17 protein-coding genes are annotated in these 17,383 nt (G+C 65.8%); 10 read left to right on the top strand and 7 right to left on the bottom strand.

The genetic code is table 11. The annotated features are described in order from the left end of the window. Window positions 1–8: 8 nt before the first annotated feature. A complete protein-coding gene (locus F1654_RS05385) occupies window positions 9–389 on the top strand; it encodes a hypothetical protein (protein WP_150022443.1) in 381 nt (126 codons plus the stop codon). 18 nt (window positions 390–407) lie between these two features. On the opposite strand, the gene F1654_RS05390 is transcribed toward F1654_RS05385, so the two are convergent. The 3 genes from F1654_RS05390 to F1654_RS05400 all read right to left on the bottom strand — a co-directional run bounded on the left by F1654_RS05390 (window position 408) and on the right by F1654_RS05400 (window position 7,255). After that, window positions 408–1,028, bottom strand: coding sequence for a hypothetical protein (locus tag F1654_RS05390; RefSeq protein ID WP_150022444.1), 621 nt, complete (start codon window positions 1,026–1,028; stop codon window positions 408–410). Window positions 1,029–1,111: 83 nt separating this feature from the next. Then, entirely contained in the window at window positions 1,112–1,774 is a 663-nt protein-coding gene (locus F1654_RS05395; protein ID WP_150022445.1) for a hypothetical protein, read from the bottom strand. Window positions 1,775–1,879: 105 nt separating this feature from the next. Beyond that, window positions 1,880–7,255, bottom strand: a complete 5,376-nt coding sequence (locus tag F1654_RS05400; protein ID WP_150022446.1) for a VWA domain-containing protein — start codon at window positions 7,253–7,255, stop codon at window positions 1,880–1,882. Between the two features lie 216 nt (window positions 7,256–7,471). Here F1654_RS05400 and F1654_RS05405 point away from each other — a divergent pair, with 216 nt between their 5' ends. Further along, entirely contained in the window at window positions 7,472–8,092 is a 621-nt protein-coding gene (locus tag F1654_RS05405) for a hypothetical protein (protein ID WP_150022447.1), read from the top strand. Between the two features lie 51 nt (window positions 8,093–8,143). Here F1654_RS05405 and F1654_RS05410 read toward each other — a convergent pair whose 3' ends face one another. Next, window positions 8,144–8,731 carry a hypothetical protein gene (locus F1654_RS05410; RefSeq protein ID WP_150022448.1) on the bottom strand — a complete coding sequence of 196 codons (588 nt, stop codon included), beginning with the start codon at window positions 8,729–8,731 and terminating at the stop codon, window positions 8,144–8,146. A gap of 185 nt (window positions 8,732–8,916) precedes the next feature. On the opposite strand from F1654_RS05410, the gene F1654_RS05415 reads away from it, so the two are divergent. Beyond that, window positions 8,917–11,307 carry a serine/threonine-protein kinase gene (locus F1654_RS05415; RefSeq protein WP_150022449.1) on the top strand — a complete coding sequence of 797 codons (2,391 nt, stop codon included), beginning with the start codon at window positions 8,917–8,919 and terminating at the stop codon, window positions 11,305–11,307. On the opposite strand, the gene F1654_RS05420 is transcribed toward F1654_RS05415, so the two are convergent. Next, window positions 11,304–11,849, bottom strand: a complete 546-nt coding sequence (locus F1654_RS05420) for an ECF-type sigma factor (protein ID WP_150022450.1) — start codon at window positions 11,847–11,849, stop codon at window positions 11,304–11,306. The two genes, F1654_RS05415 and F1654_RS05420, sit on opposite strands and share 4 nt — an antisense overlap. Window positions 11,850–12,033: 184 nt before the next feature. On the opposite strand from F1654_RS05420, the gene F1654_RS05425 reads away from it, so the two are divergent. From F1654_RS05425 to F1654_RS05435, 3 genes are all read left to right on the top strand, one after another. Next, window positions 12,034–12,678: a helix-turn-helix transcriptional regulator gene (locus F1654_RS05425; RefSeq protein WP_150022451.1), complete on the top strand. Its 645-nt coding sequence runs from the start codon at window positions 12,034–12,036 to the stop codon at window positions 12,676–12,678. Between the two features lie 96 nt (window positions 12,679–12,774). Further along, a complete protein-coding gene (locus tag F1654_RS05430; protein ID WP_150022452.1) occupies window positions 12,775–13,245 on the top strand; it encodes a hypothetical protein in 471 nt (156 codons plus the stop codon). 42 nt (window positions 13,246–13,287) lie between these two features. After that, on the top strand, window positions 13,288–13,572 hold the full coding sequence (locus F1654_RS05435; protein WP_150022453.1) for a hypothetical protein: 285 nt from the start codon (window positions 13,288–13,290) through the stop codon (window positions 13,570–13,572). A gap of 89 nt (window positions 13,573–13,661) precedes the next feature. Here F1654_RS05435 and F1654_RS05440 read toward each other — a convergent pair whose 3' ends face one another. After that, the gene (locus F1654_RS05440) at window positions 13,662–14,102 is read right to left on the bottom strand and encodes a hypothetical protein (protein ID WP_150022454.1); all 441 of its coding nucleotides are present in this window, start codon (window positions 14,100–14,102) and stop codon (window positions 13,662–13,664) included. Window positions 14,103–14,235: 133 nt separating this feature from the next. Here F1654_RS05440 and F1654_RS05445 point away from each other — a divergent pair, with 133 nt between their 5' ends. After that, complete coding sequence (locus tag F1654_RS05445; RefSeq protein WP_150022455.1) at window positions 14,236–15,123, top strand: CopD family protein; 888 nt, start codon at window positions 14,236–14,238, stop codon at window positions 15,121–15,123. 33 nt (window positions 15,124–15,156) lie between these two features. On the opposite strand, the gene F1654_RS05450 is transcribed toward F1654_RS05445, so the two are convergent. After that, window positions 15,157–15,921 (bottom strand): copper resistance CopC family protein, encoded by a 765-nt coding sequence (locus tag F1654_RS05450; protein WP_199200462.1) that lies wholly within the window; start codon window positions 15,919–15,921, stop codon window positions 15,157–15,159. Between the two features lie 155 nt (window positions 15,922–16,076). Between F1654_RS05450 and F1654_RS05455 the strand changes: the two genes are divergently transcribed. From F1654_RS05455 to F1654_RS05465, 3 genes are read left to right on the top strand one after another with little or no spacing between them, the layout of a single operon-like run. Beyond that, window positions 16,077–16,364, top strand: a complete 288-nt coding sequence (locus F1654_RS05455) for a hypothetical protein (RefSeq protein WP_150022457.1) — start codon at window positions 16,077–16,079, stop codon at window positions 16,362–16,364. Further along, window positions 16,361–16,801, top strand: a complete 441-nt coding sequence (locus tag F1654_RS05460) for a Spy/CpxP family protein refolding chaperone (RefSeq protein WP_150022458.1) — start codon at window positions 16,361–16,363, stop codon at window positions 16,799–16,801. Before F1654_RS05455 ends, F1654_RS05460 begins: the two co-directional genes overlap by 4 nt. Next, window positions 16,798–17,373, top strand: a complete 576-nt coding sequence (locus F1654_RS05465) for an RNA polymerase sigma factor (protein ID WP_233205137.1) — start codon at window positions 16,798–16,800, stop codon at window positions 17,371–17,373. The genes F1654_RS05460 and F1654_RS05465 overlap by 4 nt, the downstream gene beginning before the upstream one ends. Window positions 17,374–17,383: the final 10 nt, after the last annotated feature.

The raw sequence follows: 17,383 nt of genomic DNA on the forward strand, positions 1-17,383 counted from the left end.
ACGACGCCATGCTTATTTCCGCCCTGGCCCTGATGCTGACTGCGCCTGATGCGCCCGCTGGAACCGGCACGCTGTGGCTGGACGGCCAAGCGATTCCCATGACGGTGAGCGGATGCGGGGTGGATACCGAAACAGCCAGCGCTTCGGGTGAAACGCCGGACGGGCAGTCGGTTTCCATCATGCTGATGCGCTGGCCGGGCATGCACTCCTTGTCGGTGACATATGACAACAGCCAGTGGGTGCATCGCGGTCCCGAGGACAGCGACGCCGCCCCGGACATTCGCCGCTGGAGTGATGACGGCGTGCTCAGCGCGGCGGGCGCCGCCGCCGTGTTTCCGCCCATTCGCGAGGATCAGATGGAGGTCCGTTTTGAGGGCCGCTGCCCCTGAACGGCGCTGTGATCACACTCAGGGCCTGGCCTCTCCGGCGTCCGGCGGGGTCAGGTCCGTGTATGGCCCGAGACCGTTAAATCCGTCAGGCCCAGCGTCGAAGGGCGCGGTGTAGCGGCCCTCCTCACCGGCCAGTCCCTGGCCGAAGACCACCTGATAAATCCACGCGGGCCGCTGGGGCAGAATGAAAGGGCGCTGCTGAGCGGCGCGGATGCGTGTGCCGCGGTCTTGCGCTGGGCCGGCATAGGCGGCCCTCACGCCGACGAACGGACGGGTGTAGACCTGCGGATCCCAGTCAATCACATAGCGCTCGGTGGTTTCAGCCATGAAGTCTATCGGCTCGCGCACTTCGCGGAACGGCTCTGTATCGCCGTCGCCTTCAAACCGGATGGCATAAACGCTCAAATTCTCCGGCGGAACGTCGCTGAGATGCAGATAGCTCAGCCGGGAGGCCGACATAAGCCGCGATGAACCAGCCCGCACCTCATAGCGGGAGGCGTTCACATTCTCCCAGCTAATCTCGATGAAGGCTTGTGGCGTCAGGCTCACGCCGGGCGAGCGGGCCTGCGCTGTTCCGGCAACCAGGCAGGCTGCGATCAGGCTTGTTTGCAGGCTCATCTGTATGCATGGGCGGTTCATCAAGGTCTCCTGTGCGCGAACGCGCCGGCAAAGCGTCCGGCCCTGAAAAGGCCGGGCCCGGGGGTGAGCCATTGTGCTGGCGGTTACATATGCTCTTCGGTCGCCAGGGCCGAGAAATCGAGATTGATCTGGGGGCAGAAGGTTTCGCCCATCACCCGCGCCTGCGAGTTCACGCGGTTGCCGCGCTGGTCGATGTCGTAGACATAGAGGCACGCCTCGCCGGACACGCTGCCTGAAATCTCGATGCCGTCCCGGGTCCAGTTGAACGTGTCTATGGACACCGCCGGCTGGGAGAACAGGGTCTGGTATTGCAGCGCCGGCGAAGGCACGTGGCTCGGCCATGTTTCAATAAAGGTCACGGACGACGACACGATATTGTCCGCTGATATGGCGTCCCGGCCGTCCTGGGTGAACTCGAACACAAGGTCGAGCTGGACGGCATTGTCGCCATAATAGCCCGTCGGGCTGTTGCGGATCGTCTCATTCTGACCAATCGCCAGAATCTTGATCTGCAAGGCGAGATTAGCCCCTTGCATCGCGACCGTGTAATGCGCGCCATCGAACAGATCGGCATTGGGGGGATTGGGCATCGGGATGCTGCCCTCATAGGCCATGTCCCCGATCACGCCAGAGACCGAGCCGGCTCTGGTCACGCCCTGGGACTGGGCGCTGGCGGCGCCCGCGAACAGGCAAAGGCCGAGCGCCAGCGCACTGGCGGCATGGAGGGAGGTGTATCCTTGTATCATTGCAGATCTCCTGAGATGTCCTGTTAGAGCCGGGCGGCAGGCCAGGCCTGACAGGCCGCCACAGCCATGGCGGTGAGTGCGGAAGGATGGCGCAGACGCGCCTGTTCAAGGTGTGACGACTGTCAGGGTCTGGGGCTCGATGACGATCTCCCGGTCTTCCCGGCCGTCGATCTGGAGGATGTAGCGCCCGGCTTCGAGCTCAATCTCGTCCTCATCCACACGCCCCCGGGCGACCAGCGCCCCGGCAGCGTCGCGCACGGTGAATTCGGCGGCCAGCGCCCGGGCCAGCGCCTGTGACAGGCCATCGCCGTCGCGGGTGTCGAAATACACACCGCCGCCCATATCAGCCAGCCGCTCGAATTCATCGCGCAGATTGGCCTGGTCGATATGAAAGCCGACAATGTTCATCCGCACGTCCACGCCCGTTTCCAGCAGGCGTTCGAGTTCAGCCTCCACATCGCCCTCGCAGGTCTCTTCTCCGTCGGTGAACATCACCACCAGCTGACGCTCGCCCTGGAAGTTCTGGAGATCGCTGGAAACAGCAGCCAGCGACGCCGCCAGCGGCGTACGGGCCAGATTGATCGCCTGGATGCCCTCGACAGCGGCCAGCACATCGGCGTGATTGCCGGCGGCAGGAGCGACCAGCAGTTCGGTCTCGCAGCTGCCCGGCGCAGTATGGCCAAAGGCTCTGAGCGCCACCGGCACGTCAGCAGGAATGCGCTCGGCGATAACGTCGCGCGCCACCGTGCGCGCGACCTCGATGCGCCGCCCGCCGGTCATGCGCCGGAGCATGGAGCCTGATGCGTCGAAGATCATATGGACCACCGATCCCGCAACAGCCGGTTCATCGCCGCTGACCACCGCAAGCGACCCAGGTTCGGGCGGATCGGTCCAGCCGGTTTCGGCCGAGATCAGGAACTCGGTCGGCTGGCGGATCTCGTGCATGGCCGCTTCGAGATTGCGCAGCAGGGCGGCGGTGCTGGCGCTGTAGCTGTAGCGGCCGCCCGCAGCCATGGCCCAGTTCATGATCAGGTCGCGCTCATGCAAAAGCTTGGCGGTGTCGGAGCCATAGTCGCCAGGATTCATGCCGAGGGAGAATATTCGCGGACGTACGCGCTCCAGCATGGGCCAAAGATCGGTCCGGTGCGGAGTCAAAAGCTCGGCATCAGCGATCAGTATGATGGCGCGCTCTCCCTCACGCCCGTCGAGCCGCCGTGCAGCGACCATAAGACCGGTTTCGGCGTCCGAGGTGGCGTTATCACGCGAGAAGCGCGGGGAATTGATATCCACGGCGGCGAGCGCCTGACTGAGTTGCACGCCATGCTCGGCCCAGCCATCGATCAGGGGCGGAAAGCCGATCGGGACGATATTGGCGACTTCCTGCTCCGGGATCAGGCCGTCGGCGAACTCGGCGAAGGCCCGGAAAATGGCGGGCCGGTGATCAATCAGGCTGCCCGACCCATCCCAGACGATGAATATGGAGCGCACCGGCTCTTCCAGCTCGATCCGGTATTCGCCGGGCGCAAGGCCGATGGCCGCGCCGCGGCGGTGGTCCGCCTCGTGTTCCCATACGATCTCAATCTCGCCCTCCGGCCCGGTCAGACGGACCGCAGCACGATCACTCACACTCTCGTTCAGCGCGATCTCAAGCGTGTTCTCGCCATCGGGCACGGTGACGGTGTAAGCGCGCACATCGCCCACAGCCTCCAGCCGGCCCCGGCGGCCATCGCCCAGCGGCAGGGGCGATGACGCAGACGAGGCGGTGTCCACCTCGCCTTCGAAGGGCTGCGGCTCGGGTTCTTCGGGACCGTCATGGGTGTACCAGCCCCAATGGCCGAGAATGGAGCGGCGCGACTCAAGACCCTCCGCCTCATAGGCGGCGACATGCTCAGGCACGGTGAAGCGCCGGTCTGCGGCCTCAAATTCAAAGCGGACATAGCGCGTCATCACAGGCTCATCGAACACCAGACGGCCTTCGCCGCCGGACAGCTCGATCACACCTTTCTGGGTCCAGGGCCCAAGCGGGCTTGTGCTGGACACGCTCACCGGCACGCTTTGCGGGCCGTTGGCCGACTGGCTCTGACCGGTGCGCCACTCCAGGGTCTCCAGCCGCGCCAGCCGCTGTTGATGGAAACCGGCGACAATATCACGCCCCCGGCCCTGCCGTTGCTGCTCCCTCTGATGGTGCAGCGGCGATCCCGAGGCGCGTTGCAGGGCGCCATGCAGGAGGGAGCGCCCAACGCGCTGGGCGCCGTCGGTCCAGACCACATGCCCGCCCAGTTCCGGCTGCAGCAGATTGGGGGTGTGACCTTCGCCCGGCATGCCCAGCGCCATGATAACGCCCGTGCCGGACCGTCTGCTGGCGCTTTCTCCGGCCCTGACGGTCTGCCCCCAGTCACTCAGCGGCGTCACGCGCAGGTGGGTGGCGGTGACGGGCGTATCCAGCCTGAACACCTGCTGGCCGTCGCCGACATCCAGCTCCGTCGTCATCAGAGGCTGAAAATCCCGGCCATCGGCGGAAGCCTCCACGCGGACCCGCCGCCAGCGCTGCTCGCCAGAGAGCGATGAGGTCTGGTCGAAAACCAGCGCGTGAATGTCCCCGCCACCGCCTGCCAGCTCGATCACCGGCAAGGCCTCACCCATCGGGCCATACCAGCGCAGGCCCGTGTCCCCGCCGACCGTGTTGTTGATCAGGTGGAAGGCGCGCTCTCTCGGCGCCGTATCTGCGGTGAACCGCGCGCCCAGCGCATCCCAAGCCAGGTTGACCAGTCCGGCGAGATCCTCGTCGATGCGGGTGTAATGGCCGCCGACCGGCTCGGCGTCGGGATCGGCCGTCAGGCGCAGTTCGGCGCTTGCGGCGCCCGCACGCGCCCACAGGGCGATGGGTTCTCCTGCAGGAAGCCAGGCGGGCATGTCCACATCCACAGCGATCACGACGCTCCCGCCCGCCTCCAGCGGAGTTTCAGGCAGGTCGTAGGCAAGGCGCGCATCAGCCCGGCTGGCGGCGATCGCGAGATCGGGCAGGGCCGGTTCATCGCCGGTATTGACGATTTCCAGCTCCGCCGTCACGCGCTGGCGCTCGGGCCGCCACGCAGCGAGCGTGTGGGCGCCGGACAGCGATGCCCGCCAGCTGTCATCCGGTTCACTCAGGGCCGGGTCGTCCACAATGATGACGGGCTCTCTGCTCATGCCTGTGGCATGGATCAGCCAGGCTTCGCCTGCGGGCACGGTTGCGCTCACCGGCGCCTGCTCCCTGCCGCCACCTTCCGATTGAAGCTCAAGATTTGCGTTGAGCATCGCGAAAGCGGTTACAGATCCTCCGTCAATGCGGGCGGAGACCTCCCGGTCCTCATCCGCGACCGGAAGGGCGACCCAGTGCGAGGCACGGCGCCGGGCCAGCGTATCGGTGTGCAGCGCCACCCGCCCGTCATGGGGCAGGGGCTGGGCGAGCGGTGCGCGGTCCGCGACGACCGCCCCGTCCGGCGCTGACCATGGCGCGCCGATATCCACCGTCAGCGCGTATTCCAGCTCGCTTGGCGTGCGCCCGCGCAGCGCGACATGATAATCACCCGCCGGCAAAAGGCTGCTCATTTTGATGGACTCGCCGGAGATGAATTCGCTCTGGCCGATTTCCCGCCCCTGGTGGAGGAGACGCACCTGCACCGCGGCGTCGGCGGGCGGGTCCAGCTGGAGGCTGACCTGGCTCCACCCGTGGGTGGAGAAAGTGAACATGTCGACATCGCCGCTGTGGAAATTGCCCTGCATGCGCTCGCCAAGGGTCAGCACATTGGCCGTCAGGGCGTCGTCATTGGGTTCCACCTCCCAACCCGGTTCAGGCTGGCCCATCGGGATGGCGCGCAACATGAAGTCGGCGTCCGACCTCACCTCGATCAGATAACGGCCAGGCAGGAGAGTAAGGCGGTCAAGGCGCATGCCGCCGGACGAGGGGCGTGCGGTGCTGTTGGAGGCGACGGTGCGGCCAAACTCCGCCTCGCGCACATGGAGGCCGCTCAACGCGTCACCATTGGCCTGGAAGCGCCAGAGCTGCGGCAGGCCGCTGACATGAAGCTCGAACCAGAAGGCCCGGCGGATATCGGTCTGCGCCCGCACCGGGCGGCGCGGCTCCATGGGCGCGGCCCAGTCGGCAAGATCATTAGGCTGGCGCGCGAAGGTGGCGCCCGGGGCGGGGCCGGTCTCAAGCGATACGGCGTACGTGACACTGCGCGCCTGCGCCCGCGGCGCGCGCAAGTTCATGGCGTAGTCGCCCGCCTCCAGCTGCAGCGGACCAAACTCAAAGCGTTCCGAGGTGCTGCGCCGGCAGATGGGCTGGCGCTCGAAGTCCTGAAGGCAGGCGAGTATTTCCTCCCCTGCCGGGTTCTCGATCACCAGTGTCTGGCTGCCTTCAGCGTGCCTGTCATCCAGCGCGAAGGCGAAGTAGTCATCATCACGCGAACCGTCGAGAACGCCGGCGAAACCGTCCTCGGCAAGATTGGTCCAGTTGGCCTGCTCAAGCGTGTCATTGGGCTCGCGCTCCTCGCCCGGCGCGGCCACGCCCAGGGCGGTGAGCGAAACCGCCATCAGCCCGGCCCGCTCCTCTCTTCCCTGCGCCTGGATCTCCAGCTGGGCGCCAGGTTCCAGCGCCAGATTGCGCCAGTGCTGGCGCAGCGGGCTGGCGGTCACCCAAGCAGCCAGCCGGGCGCCTTGCGCATCGCTCAACCCGCCCGTCAGGCGCGTCCCCAGACCCCCAATGACAGAGACCTGCCACAGCTGGCCTTCGGCCTGGTCTTCGGGGATATCCAGCGCAAACACGCCAGCGGTGTCTTCGATCATCACGACTTGCTCGGCGCCGGGTGTGATGATGATGGCCTCGTCTGCATCATGCGCCAGTGCGTCAGCCGGGGTCAGCGCCGCGCGCCGTCCGCGCCGGAGGTGAACCTCATAAGCGCCGCCATCGCCGGCGGCTGACATCCCGATCAGATAATCGCCGGGAGGCAGGAGCAGCTCGCCTTCGCGCACGACAGGCTGTCCACGGCGGGTTTGCAGTGTGAGATGGGTCTGGGAGCCGGAGATCAGCCGGTCGGCGCCTGAGTCCCCTGAAGGCAGGGCGCTAACCAGCCCGCCTTCCACCGCCGAGGCGACGGCATCGGGGTCGTGATAGGACAGCTCGATAATGTCCAAGCGGACCAGGCCGGTTGTCTCGGCCGCCAGCTCGATGGACCAGAGGTGATCGGCGTCTTCATCCTCCACCGTCCACATCCAGGCGTCCTGATCGCGTCCGGAGACCTCGCCGATGAGCACGGCGTGGCCTGAAAAGCGGCGGGCCTGATCAGGGGTGTTGTTGGGCTCCTGCTCGAACAGGCGCGGGGGCGCTGCGCTGGATGCGTCATATTCCTCGCCCGCTGCAGGCGCAGACGCCCACAAGCTCAAAGCCATGGCCGGAAAGAAGACCGCTGCAAGTAAAAACCGATGACGTGCGAGCATGATGATCAGCCCCGTGGAGCGCCGGATTGCGGGAGGCGTCCAGTATCGCTTGAGGGAAAACCAAGGTTAGCCCCGAACGGGTCTGCAAGCGCCCGGCGGAGAGTGGAATGTGTGTAAGGGCTGGCTGCGCCCTGTCTGGAGGAAGTCCTGGCGTCTTCCGCTCCACCGGCAGCCGCGCCTCATGCCCGCAGCCAAACCTTCAAGGGAGCTGGAACCATGCCTGTCATCCAACGTGATTTTACCCGCCTGGCGCACCGGACCGTATTCGCCATGATCAGCCTGATGGCCCTGGCGCTGGCGGCCGTGATGAGCGCGCCCCAGGCGGTGGCGCAAAGAACCGTGGATCTGACGCTTGAGATATCCGAGCGCGATTATCAGCACTTTGCCCGCGCCCATGCCGAGCGCGGCGCCACAGCGGCGCAGACCGGTGAGTGGTTCGCCCGCCACGCCCGCTTCGGGGGGGCGCAAGCCGGGACCGTGCTGGCCTATATCGTCGATGGTTCTGGACAGATCGTGGGCCGCGCCGCTCAGGATATCCGCATTGGCCGCGATGGAGGTTATGCCCAGAGTTTTCCGGGCGACCACTTCTTCCCGGGCGACCATTTTTTCCCGGGTTCACACTTCTTCCCCGGCGATCACTTCTTCCCCGGCGATCACTTCCTGGGACGCAGCGATACGATTTCAGGCGTGTCTGAAGCCCAGCGCGCAGCGCGTGCGGCAAGCCGTCATGCCGGGCGTGACGGTCATGCGCTGGTCGTCTTCTTTGTTCCTGCCGGGGAGCGTTTTGATGCGCCCGTCAATCCGGGCGCGATCGTCCTCCCGGGACGCTTCCGCTAGGGCCGGTTCGCGCCAGCGCAGCCGTATCTGCGCTGGCGCTTGCCCGTCCGGCTAGCGGGGGAAGGCGCCCATCGCGCCCATGGACATGCGCTGATAGCCCTGCGGCACCACAAACCAGCGGTCCTCCTGCTCAGCCCGCTCGAACTCGCGGGCCTCAAACACGGCGCCCTCATCGGGCACAGACACGCGCAGCACGATGTAATCATCGGTCAGGCAGCCCAGGGCTTCGCCGCCAGACGCGTCTTCGGTCTCAAAGCGGTAGAGCGTGCAAGGCTCACCGGCCACAATGTCTGTACCCACCGGCTCACCCAGCCGGTCATCGGCTACGGGAATGTCAAACCCGCTGTCATCGGCAGCCACGTCCATGGCCAGGCGCATTCCGCTCATACTCATCAGGATGGTGACCGTGGTGGATGCAGGATCGATGAGAACCACCGCATCCTGGCCCTGAAACTGAGTTTCCATACGGAAACGGCCATTGGAATGGCGCAGCTCGGCCTCCATCGTCATGCCGCTGCTTTGGTCCTGGATCTGGGTGATCATGCGGAAATCGGCCTGGGGCGTCAGCGGTTCCGCCCCCCAGCCAACGGCGTTTGCGCCCGTGGCGATGATGGCCGCTATCAAGCTTGTCTGGATCATGGCTCTCTCCTGTCTTGCCAGCCTGTCAGGAAGGTCAGTCAACGCCCCTTCAGACCAGAGCCTAGACCTGAACGGGCTCAAACGGCAGGGCGGACTGTCAAGGCGTAATTTACAGGCTTGGCGCGCTGCGCTGCGCGCCGCTAAGATCGGAAGTATCCGCCTGAAAACCTTCAAGAGCGCGCTTTATGGATCAACGAGTTGATTGGCCCAGAATCGAGGCCCTGTTTGATGCTGCACTGGAGCTTGAGGAAGGCGAACGCGCTGGTTTTGTACAGTCTCAAACCGATGATCCGGCCATTCTTGAAGAGGTTCTCTCGCTTCTGGCCTCAGCCGGACACGCGCAGGATTTCCTGGAAACCGAGGATGCGCCGGCCGAGCCGCTGCTGACGCAGGGGCAGAAGCTGGGCGCCTGGCGCATCGCCTCTCTGGTAGGCCGGGGCGGGATGGGCGATGTCTACAAGGTCGACCGGGCGGATGGGCTTTATGAACAGACCGCCGCCCTGAAGGTCATGCGCCCCGGCCCGTCTGAAGATACAGCGCTGTTCGAGAGCGAACGGCGCTATCTGGCCCGGCTTGAGCATCCCAATATCGCCCGGCTGCTGGATGGCGGGGTGACCGCACAGGGCCGGCCCTGGATGGTGATGGAGCTGGCCGAAGGCGCTTCGGCCGATGCTTGGGCCTCCCGGTCCAAGGCCCCGGCGCGCCTGATCGTTGAGAAGATGCTGCAGGCGGGCGAGGCCCTGGCCTACGCCCATGACAAGCTGATCGTTCACCGCGATGTCAAACCGTCCAACATCATGATTGATGCGGGCGGGCGCGCCCGGGTGATCGATTTTGGCGTGGCGCGCCTGGCCAGTGCGGACAAGGGCCAGTCCGCGCCGCTGTCCCTGGACTATGCCGCCCCTGAATTGCTGGAGGGACAGCCCGCCACCACGGCCAGTGATGTCTATGGCCTGGCCGCGACCCTGTATGCGCTGCTGGCTGGTCATCCGCCGCTGCGTCTGAGTGATGACCCCTTGCCGGTGGCGTTGCGCCGCGCGATGGAGGAACCGCCTGCGCGCCTGCCCGCCCAGCGTTTCACCAGACGGGACAAGTCGCTCTTGCGCGATCTCGACCATGTGCTTGCGCGTGCGCTCGCCAAACAACCCGCCGGACGCTACCCCACGGTCAACAGTTTCTGCGAGGATCTGCGCGCGGCCCTGAAGGGGCGTCCCGTGGCCGCCCGCGCCTCCGAGCGGGGATATGTGCTGGGCCGGTATATCAAGCGCCACCGCTGGCAAGCGGCGGCCGCCGCTGCGCTCGTCATCTCCCTGGTGGGCGGGCTCAGCGCTTCGCTCTGGCAGGCCCGCGAGGCCCGGATCGAGCGGGACTGGGCGCAAAGCGAACAGGCCCGGCTGGAGGCCGTGCAGCATTATCTCTTCTTCATGCTGCGCGATGGCGCGGATGTCTCAGGCGGCACCAGCGCCAGCGCCCGGGAAATCCTGGAGGCCGCCGCCGCACAAGTGGGCGATCTGTTTGCGGCTGATCCCGAGCGGGGCGGGCAGGTCATGCACGCCCTGGCCGAACTCTATTTCTATCTCAATGATTATGAGGCCGCCGGGCCGTTATTGCGGCAATTGGTGGAGGCCGATTATCTCGACCCGGCCCTGCTCGCGTCGGCGCGCTATGACCTCGCTCAGGTCCTTTTGCGCACAGTCGGTCCCGATGAGGCCGAGCCCTTGCTGGCCCAGGCGCAGGCTTTCTGGCAGAGCGATTCACGCCAGTGGCGCCGCAGGCTGGTGGACAGCCGGCTGGTCGAAGCGCGCATCTTGCGTGACCGCGGGCGTTTGCCGGAGGCTGTCGCCTTGCTCGAGCGCACCGTGCCGGACCGGATCGCCCTGAGCGGGGAGACCGACCGGATGACCGGCGTCGTCCATAATGATCTGGGCGTCATGCTGTTTTCCGCCGGGCGCATGGAAGACGCAGCCGCCTCACTGCGCGAAGCGCTGGCGGTCTGGCGCGCCACCGGGCTGGCCGACGGGCCGGACGCCCTGAATACCTTGAACAATCTGGCTGCCGTCCAGGTTCTGTCCGGCGATCATGCCGCCGCAGAGCCGTTATTCCGCGAGATCGTGGAGATCCGCCGGGCGGCCTATGGCCCCTCGGCCACCACGGCCGCGGTGCTCAATAATTACGGCAAGACCCTGATCAATCTCGACCGGGCTGATGAGGCGCTGCCGCACTTGCGTGAAGCGGTGAGCATGGCGCGCGAACATGCCGGACTGACGAGCTTTGCCTATGCTGCGGCTGTGGCCGGTCACAGCGAAGCCAAGGCGGCGACCGGTGACCCGGAGCAGGCCCTTCTGATCGCCGGCCAGGCCTATGACGCGATTCTGGAAGCCACCGGCGCGCCCGGGCCCGCCAGCTCCATCGTCGCCATCGCACTGGCGCGCACGCTGGCGGACGAGGGTCATATCGCCCGGGCGGAGACTCTTCTGGCCGAGGCCGAAGAGGCGCTGGGCGCTCTGGGACCGGCCGCGGGCATGCAAATGCAGGCCATCGCGACGATCAGGACCCGCCACGGGCTTGAAGGTTAAGCGTTTTCCCCGGCGGTCATTTCGCGGTGGAGCCAGGCTTTGGCCTTGACCCAGTCACGGCGCACCGTTCTTTCGGCGACCTCAAGAAGGTGGCCGATCTGGGCTTCGGTATAGCCACCGAAAAAGCGCAGTTCGACGACCTCGGCCAGGCGCGGATTGAGGGCCGCCAGCCGGGTCAGCGCCTCATCCAGCTCGATCAGGCGCTCATCACTTTCCCAATACGGTTCGATATCTTCGGTCAGGGCTTCGATGCGGCCCTGGCCGCGCTTGGCGGCCAGCCGCTGGCGCGCGTGATCAATGAGGGCGCAGCGCATGGCCATGGCCGAAGCGCGCAGGAAATGGCTGTCATCGACAAAATGCTCGCGCCGGCGCAGCTTCAGCCAGGCCTCGCTGACCAGGGCTGTTGTCTGAAGGGTGTGCCCGGCCCTCACGCGGCGGCGTTCCCGCTTGGCCACTGACCTCAATTCATTCCAGAGCACCGGCATCAGCCTGTCCGCTGCAGCCGTCACCTCGCGCGGCCGCTCGACACCAAAGTCCAGCATTATTCAGAGCCTTGTTCCTGACGCGCCCCCGCACCGCCAGCTCATTTGTACGCGGGCCGCATCGGAGAACTCAAGAAAAAAGCGAGCCGAATGTCCGCTTTGCGTGCGCGGCGCCGTTCTTATTGATGAAGGCGGCGCTTACGCGGACCAAAACCGCCACCACACACAAGGGGACATGTGCACCATGAATATGATGGCGTCAGGCTTTTCACCCATCACCCTGCCCAACGGCGTCGCCTGCTCGGGGATGGACATGCTGGGGCTTGGGTTCGCGGTGCTGGGGCCACGGCGCACAGTGCTTTTGTCCAACGAAACCTGGGGGGCGATCCTGTCGGACGCCAATCGCGGCCTGATATGGGCGTCGGGATCGCTGAACGCGCGCCGCGGCGCCGACATGCAGGCGCTGGGCGCGGCGCTGGACGCGGCGCTGACCGGAGAACGCAGCCTTCTCAGGATTGAGGATGTGGCCGGCGGCGGCGCCCTGGAAATGCTGGCCGAGGGCATTGGTCCGCAAGACAGCGGTCAGCCGCGAGCGGCGGTGATCATCCGTCAACCCGAAACGGTCTGGCCAGACGCTGAAAGCCTGGCCAGCCTGTATTGCCTGACCCCGGCGGAAGCGGGACTAGCCGAAAGCCTGGTGCGCGGTATGGGGCTGGCGGCCGCATGCCGGGAGCGGGGAATCTCGCAGAATACCGGCAAGGGCTATCTCAAACGGATCTTCGAAAAGACCGGCGCGCGCCGGCAGAGCGAGCTGGTGGCGATGGTGATGCAGGGCGTATCGCCCTTCGCTGTGCGCCACGACGCCTTTCAGGCGCGCGAGAGCGCGTGACGCGGCCTGGCGGCTGTACGCCCCCGAACGGGTGTGGCGCACGCCGCCATCAGCGCCGATGATGACTGTTCACAACAGCAATTCAGGATGTCTCACATGATCCAGTCCCGTTTCGCGGTGGCGGCCGCTGCCCTGTCCGGTCTTGCCCTGGCGGGCTGTTCTGGCGAGCAGGGTTCCCAGAGCGCTTCGTCCGGCAGCGCCTCCTCCAACGGTTCGGCCTCCGCCAGCTGGGAAGGCGAGACGCTGAGCTTTGATAATGCCCGGTGCCGGGCGATTCCCGGTGGCGAGGAGTGGAGCCTCACCGCCTCTTCTGACCTCAATACGGTCCAGGTGCGCTACTGGCGCAATGATGACGGCTCCTATGACACCAGCAGCGCCGACGTAACGCTGGAATTGATGGATGATAACTGGCGGGTGCTGGAGCGGTACTCCGCACACAGCGCCGAGCTGGACGTCTCGACCCAGGAACGTGCGTCCGGGGAGCTTCGCCTCACGCCTCATCATAGCCCCGGCGTTGGCCAGGTGCGCGCCGGGGGCGGGGTGCTGCGCTTTGAAATAAACTGCTAACCGCGATTGCCGCCGCGCGGGTAGCGTTAAAGGGAAAACAGTTTGAAGCGGTCCGCACCCGGGTCCGAGCGTCCGGGATGCGCCCCGGCTCAGTCGGGAAAGCGCAGCGTCGACGGCTCCTATGACACCAGCAGCGCCGACGTAACGCTGGAATTGATGGATGATAACTGGCGGGTGCTGGAGCGGTACTCCGCACACAGCGCCGAGCTGGACGTCTCGACCCAGGAACGTGCGTCCGGGGAGCTTCGCCTCACGCCTCATCATAGCCCCGGCGTTGGCCAGGTGCGCGCCGGGGGCGGGGTGCTGCGCTTTGAAATAAACTGCTAACCGCGATTGCCGCCGCGCGGGTAGCGTTAAAGGGAAAACAGTTTGAAGCGGTCCGCACCCGGGTCCGAGCGTCCGGGATGCGCCCCGGCTCAGTCGGGAAAGCGCAGCGTCGACAGCGGCTTCACCTCGTCCAGCGGCAAGGTGACGTCGAAGCTGACATCGTGAATCTCTCCCCAGACCCGCACGTGATAGCGCCCGGGCTCCGTCAGCATGACGTCAAAGGTATAGCGCCCGGGATGCGGGTACTGGGGGCGAATGGCGAAGGCTCTTCGCGTCTCGCCATCCGGGGCGATCAGCTCGGCGTTCAGCCCGTCCTCCAGGCCGGGGATGGCGTCGCGTTCGCCAGCGGGCCGGATAATCAGGTCCAGGCCGTTGCGCTCGCCGGTGAAGATCGGCTCCTGGACAAAGCCAACGATCACCAGATAACGGCCATCGCCGACAATCTCCACCTCATGGGCGTGCCCGGCGCTCGTCATGAGGCCGAAAAGCGTGGCGGCCAGGAGCCGGGCTCCGAAGGAAACAAACGTCATCGTATTCTCCTTGCTGTCATTGAAGGCGGGTCAGTCTGCTGGAGCCCTGTGCGGCCGACATCCGTACCGGACGAAGTGAACATGGTCTCCGGCGCGTATAGCCCGGTAATGCAAAACCGCTGGAGCAGGCATCATGGACGCTGCGGAGATAACCGTTCGCACATTGCAATACGCCGCCGGGCTGACCGGCGCCGGTGGTCTCGCCGCCCTGCTCTGGGCTGGTGAAACACCCGGCCGCGCCAGCCGGGCGTTCCTTGCGGTCTGTTGCGGCCTGCTGGCAGCCGGAGCGCTTGCCAACGGCCTGGTCTTCTCCCACGCCGTGCTGGGTTCGTGGGATGAGGTGTTCTCGGCGGACGGAGCGGATTTCGTACTGACGACCTTCGATCCGGCCCTGGGTTTCCTTGCGCGCGCCGTCCTCGCCGGTCTCGCTCTCGCCGCTCTTCTGACCTTGCGTGGAAAGCCCGCGGCCTGGATCGCCCTGGCGCTCCTTGCCGGGGCCCTCGCCAGCTTTGCCTGGACCGGCCATGCCGCGTCCGGTGAGGGGTGGGAAGGCGGGCTGCACAAGGCCGCCACGATTTCGCACATTATCGCAGCGGCGGTGTGGCTGGGCGCGCTTGGCCTGTTCTTGTCGCGGCTGTTCGCTGCGCAAGCGGGAAACCGTGAATACCGCCAGCGCACAGCCCGGCTCCTGTCGCGCTTTTCCGGCATCGGGAGCGCCGCCGTCGCCGCGCTGGTCATCACTGGCGGCGCCAACACCGTACTGGTTGCCGGGCCGGACCGTGTCATGGCGATGCTGGAAACACCCTATGGCGGTTGGCTGGCTGTCAAGCTCGCCCTGTTCGCCGGGATGCTGGGCCTGGCGGCGCTGAACCGCTTCATGCTCGCCCCCGCGCTCGCACAGCAGCTGACCGGTCAGGCTGCCGGGCGGATACGGCTGGCGGTGCTGGCCGAGACCTGTCTGGGCGCGGGCGTGGTGGCGTGCGTCGCCGTACTGGGCATAACCTCGCCCCATGCCGGCTGATCGCACGCACACCTGCTTAATGCTCCAGCGCCTTTACTGAACGGTAAACCGGATGAGCCCGCTCATTTCATGGTCGCCGCCATCAGCGCGCCAGCTCAGCTCATACTCGCCGGGATCGAGCGGCTCCATGTGCGCCTCGACAGACATGACAGGCTCGTCCGAGGCTTCAAACTCGACCCGGATGCGCTCCATGGCCAGGGTGGACAGCTGAATCGACCGCACCGTCATGGGATGGTCGAAACGCAGCTCAATCCGCTCAAGGCCGCTGTCGACAATGGCGCCGTCCGCGGGTGTGGACTCGATCAGCCCCACCAAATCCTCATGGGCGCCGTGGCCATGATCATCATGGCCGGGCGTGGCGCCCTCATCACCGTGATCATGGTGATGGTGGTGGTGGCCGTGCTCACCGGCGCTTTCCGGCTCATGCTCGTGCCCGGCGGGCGCATCCTCGTCGATATGGAAGCTGATGGCGCCTCTCATGACGTGGCCATCTTGCGCTACAGCGCGCCAGTTCAGCACGTAGTGGCCATCCTCAAGTGACGGAAGCGCAACCGAAAACTCCGCCTGCATCCCGCGCTCGCGCTGGAAGCCGATATCAATCGCGTCTCCGTCAACTTCAGCCAGTTCAAGTCCGGCCAGTGCAACAGGATCGGCGAATCCGAAATCGAAGGATGACGGCGCTTGCGCCAGCACATCCCCGTCACGGATATTGGAGTGGGTCATGACCGTGTGCGCGAATGCGGCGCCCGCCATCACCATGGCGATGGCGGCAGCGGCGGCCAGTCTGATCAAGGGCATCGCTTTTCTCCTTGCTAATGCGCTTCCAGGACCAATACGCATCAGCACGCGCCATCCCTTGTCACATCCTGCTCGTTGAAGCTGACATACAGTTCGCAGGCCATGAGGGATCGCTGCAGCAGGCGCGTAACAGCTTGTATGAGGTGGAGACTGCCATGAACCAGCCCGATGATCTCTTGAAACGGCTCTCACAAGAGCCTCCGGACCGCGACCTGACCGGTCTTGAAGCGCGTGTCTGGTCCCGGATCGAGTCCATGCTTGAGAACAGGCGGACCGCGTGGCTGCGCGCACTGCCGGTCACGGCCACCGCCTCGGCCCTGATGCTGGGTTTCGCTACGGCGCTCCTCAGCGCCCCGCCAGTGCATGAGGAGCAGGCCATGGCCATCTTCTCCGCCAACAGCCCGCTGGCGCCGTCCACCCTGTTGGCGAGGTCGACCTTATGACCCAACTTCGCCTCTATCTGGTCATCAGCCTCATGCTGGCTGTGTTGGCCGGGGTGTTCGCAGCCTGGTGCGCCACGCATTTTTTCTCATCGGCCGCCCCCGAGCCATCGCTTCACCGCATCATCCAGAATGAACTTGGACTGACCGCGGACCAGAGAGCGCAGGTCAGTGAAATCGAGGCCCGCTACACGGCTCAACGTCAGACCCGGGAGCGCGAAATGCGCGCCGCGAACGCCCGGCTCGCCGCCGCCATCGAGGCCGACCACCAGCTCGACGACAATGTGCGCGCAGCCATCCAGGACTTCCACCACGCCATGGGGGAGCTGCAGCTGGAAACCATCCGCTATGTTCTGGATGTGCGCGAGATCCTCAATGAGGACCAGCGCGTCCACTTTGACGCCACCGTCACCGCCTCTCTGACAGATCAGGACTGGTGACCGGCGGCGCCCAGGATAGTGATGCAGACCTCGTTCACCGGGCGCTGGACGGTGACGAGCGCGCGTATTCCCTGCTGATGAAGCGCCACAAGGACGGGCTGTACCGTTTCGCAAGACGCTATAGCGGTAATGGCGATGACGCCCTCGAGATCGTCCAGCTCACCTTCATTTCGGCATGGCAGGCGCTCAGGCGCTTCGAAACCGGCCGGGCGTTCGACGTCTGGCTTCGCGCCATTGCGCTGAACAAATGCCGCGACATGGGGCGCAGGCGCAAAGTGCGCCACTTCATCACGGCTCTCGGCCAATTGCCCGACAATCTTGCTGACCCGCCCACAATGCAGGCGGGACCCGAAGCGGTGCTGCTGGACCGCGAAGCGTTACGACAGGCGGACGCCGCCATAGCCGCACTGCCGCACGGCCTCAAAGCGCCCCTTCTGCTCACGGCCCTGGAGGGCCTGACCATGGCCGAGGCCGGAGCGGTGCTCGGCATGAGCGCCAAGGCCGTCGAGAACCGCCTCTACCGCGCGCGCAAGGCGCTGGCGGCGGCCACCACCCGGCATACCGGCGATTGAACCGGCAATG

The organism is Alkalicaulis satelles (genome assembly GCF_008630495.1).
GTDB classification, from domain to species: domain Bacteria; phylum Pseudomonadota; class Alphaproteobacteria; order Caulobacterales; family Maricaulaceae; genus Oceanicaulis; species Oceanicaulis satelles.